Source organism: Acinetobacter sp. AB03 (assembly GCF_058107045.1).
Genome location: NZ_JBUEBA010000060.1, coordinates 1 through 3,031 on the forward strand (window position 1 = coordinate 1; position 3,031 = coordinate 3,031).

Below are 3,031 nucleotides of genomic sequence, written 5' to 3' on the forward strand. Positions count from 1 at the left end.
CAAAATAAACAATGGCTTATTTATGCCTACCATCGAGAATCTGGAGAAATTATTGCTTATGTTTGGGGTAAGCGGGATTTAGCAACGGTTCAACGTCTTAAAGCTAGACTTAAAAAGCTTGGGGTTCAATATGCTCGAATTGCGAGTGATCACTGGGATAGTTTTATCACAGCATTTCAATGTTGCAAGCAAGTGATCGGTAAGTTTTTTACCGTCGGTATTGAAGGTAACAATTGTAGAATTCGTCATCGAATTAGGCGTGGATTTAGGAGAAGTTGCAACTTTTCTAAAAAGCTCGAAAATCATTTTAAAGCCTTTGATTTGACTTTCTTTTACCTTAATAACGGATTTGTTTAACGCCAGCATACTTTTTGAAACACCACCCAATATTTTAATGTGGAACAGTTACCTGAAGGTAATGTTTTGGTTGTCGGTTCAGGACAATCAGGTGCCCAAATTGCAGAAGATCTACATTTGGCAGGTAAAAAGGTCTATCTTTCTACGGGAGATGCACCACGCTGTGCGCGTTTTTATCGTGGTAAAGACGTAGTGAAGTGGCTTTATGAAATGGGTTATTACGAAACAACTGTCAAAGATCACCGATATAGTGAAGAGGTTCGTAACAGCACTAATCATTATGTGACTGGGCGAGATGGTGGTCGTGATATTGATCTACGTAAATTTGCATTAGAAGGTATGCGATTGCTTGGACGATTTGAGGACTATAAGGAAGGTCAGTTTGTCTTCCGTCCAGATTTAATCCAGAACTTAGACATGGCAGATGCAACTTACAATCGTATTAATGCCTCTATTGATGACTATATAGAGAAAAATAATATTGTGACTGAAGAGCCAGCATCTGTATATCAGCCACTTTGGCAGCCAGAACAGGAAATTACCCATATTGATTTAGTTGAAGAGAACATCACTTCGATCATTTGGTGTATCGGATTTAGACCAGACTATTCTTGGATTGATTTAGACATATTCCAGACAAATGGATATCCAAAACATGATCGCGGTATTACCGTTGACCCTGAAGTAAGCTTTATTGGTTTACCTTGGTTAAACACATGGGGTTCAGGACGTTTTATGGATGTTGCTAAAGATGCTGAGTTTATTGCTGATCATCTCATTCAACAATTAAATGTTGCACCTCTGCATATATCCTCAACATTATCATCATTGGCTTAATTATCAGGTAGCTGAATAGTCTCAACTTCGGCTGCATCAAATCTCCAATATTGTTAAAAAACATAGGATAGCCAAAATGAATCAACAACCTTTTGTAATTAATACTAATACTGCACCATGGGAATTTCTTCATGTTCCATTTTTAAATAGTGAACTTCCCGTTAAAACCTGCTTAGCATGTCCTGATACAGGAATGATGATTTGGAAACGGCTTTGTTGCACAATGATTTGAAATGCAAAGCGCCCTAATTAAGCCAAATTTAAGGCGTAACTTAGGTAAGTGGTCGACCTAATTACGTGTCGAGGTATTTCAATTAATGCCATTTCGCACTTGTTGCAAAATCCAATCCTCATATTCTTGTAGCGTTTCTCGTAGCATATCCATAGGTCGTACGATATAGTGTCTTTCAACTAATGCACTTGGTTTATGACCTGAGATCTGGGCTAAAGATCCTTCATTGATTTTTGCCCATATAGCTAATGTTTTATATGACCTTCTCAATCCATGGGGTGTAAGTTCAATATTTAGTTTTTTACATATTTTCTCTAAGCTATCGTAAGGATTGACAATATGACCACATTTAGCACCCTTACTGCTAAATATGAATTTAGAATCAGAATTTTTCCTTAGTTCTAAAAATAGGCTTTCAACATATGCCGTCAGAGGAATTAGGCGACCTTCATCTTCAATTTTATCTCTAACTTTTGCTGTTTTCCATCGAAAATCGACATCAGTCCATTTTAATGAAAGTAGCTCATTCTTTCGGCAACCAGTGATTAAACTACATATTAAAAAAATCGCAATTTTTCTACTAGTTAACTTATTTACCTCTTCAAACCATGGTTTTAGATGTTGTTTCATCAAACAATCATTTTTGGCTTTGGGAGAAGGGACTTTATCTTTAACTTTTTTAGAGTTGTATGATTTTAGAGGAACTAAGTTTTCATAATCCTCATGTTCCTCACACCAATTTAGGAAAGCTCGTGTAAGTCGGTATGCTTTAGCTGATGTTGTTGGACGGAAGTCATTGTGATCAAGCCAATCGCAAAATACACCTGCAGTCAATTCAGAAAGTTTATACTCAAACAGTTGAAAAATAGGTTGACTAGTATAAACACTATTATTTTCAGGATCGTAACCACCTCTAGATAATTCGATGTGATCCTGATAACTTCTTGGTCGCCAATTAGGTTGTCTTGCTTTTAAGTATTCAAACCATACATCTTTAAATTTAATAGTTTTGCGTTTTTCTTGTTTTAACAGTTCTTTATTATCAGCTAAAGCTTTCTTGCGCTCGATCAATGGATCAATCCCTTTATGGCACATAATAGCTAATTCTTGTGCATACTTACGAGCGTCATCTAATTTCCATACATCAACGTCACCAATTTTGATACGGCGATTTTGGAGTCCAATACGCCCTTGGAAAATATAGCTTTTATTATTTTTAGGTGTAACTTTAACACCAAATCCAGGTGTTTTCTCATCCCAAAAAAAAGTTGGCTTATCTTTGTCTGAGCAATCAATTCTATCAATAGCAGGTTTTGTTAACTTCATTCTAGTAAGCGTCTGGTAAGCAAGTAGTAAGCAAAATCAATATATATTAATCAACAAAAAGAGTGAATAATAAAATTTTAAAATTATATAAATATCTGATAGTATTGATTTTATATCTGAGGCTTGTTGATTTTTAATTGCTATGTTAACGGACTCATAATCCGTTGGTCGACAGTTCAAGTCTGTCTGGGCCCACCACATTCAACCTCGTAAGCCTTTGGTTTATGGGGTTTTTTGTTGCCTGAAGATTCTAGACCACCGGATTTTCATAGACCATAT

At 36.1% G+C, this 3,031-nt stretch carries 3 protein-coding genes and 1 pseudogene; 3 read left to right on the forward strand and 1 reads right to left on the reverse strand.

Annotated elements, in window-relative coordinates:
• The 3 genes and pseudogenes from ACY3FQ_RS18170 to ACY3FQ_RS18180 all read left to right on the forward strand — a co-directional run.
• Window positions 1-357: IS1 family transposase (locus ACY3FQ_RS18170; RefSeq protein ID WP_489774608.1), on the forward strand; the 357-nt coding region annotated here is incomplete at its 5' end.
• A gap of 18 nt (window positions 358-375) precedes the next feature.
• A pseudogene (locus ACY3FQ_RS18175) lies at window positions 376-1,194 on the forward strand (MSMEG_0569 family flavin-dependent oxidoreductase); the annotation flags it as partial.
• 76 nt (window positions 1,195-1,270) lie between these two features.
• Window positions 1,271-1,426, forward strand: coding sequence for a hypothetical protein (locus ACY3FQ_RS18180; RefSeq protein WP_228128199.1), 156 nt, complete (start codon window positions 1,271-1,273; stop codon window positions 1,424-1,426).
• A gap of 78 nt (window positions 1,427-1,504) precedes the next feature.
• Here the strand turns inward: ACY3FQ_RS18180 and ACY3FQ_RS18185 are convergent, their stop codons facing one another.
• On the reverse strand, window positions 1,505-2,752 hold the full coding sequence (locus ACY3FQ_RS18185; RefSeq protein ID WP_004638774.1) for a tyrosine-type recombinase/integrase: 1,248 nt from the start codon (window positions 2,750-2,752) through the stop codon (window positions 1,505-1,507).
• Between the last annotated feature and the right edge of the window lie 279 nt (window positions 2,753-3,031).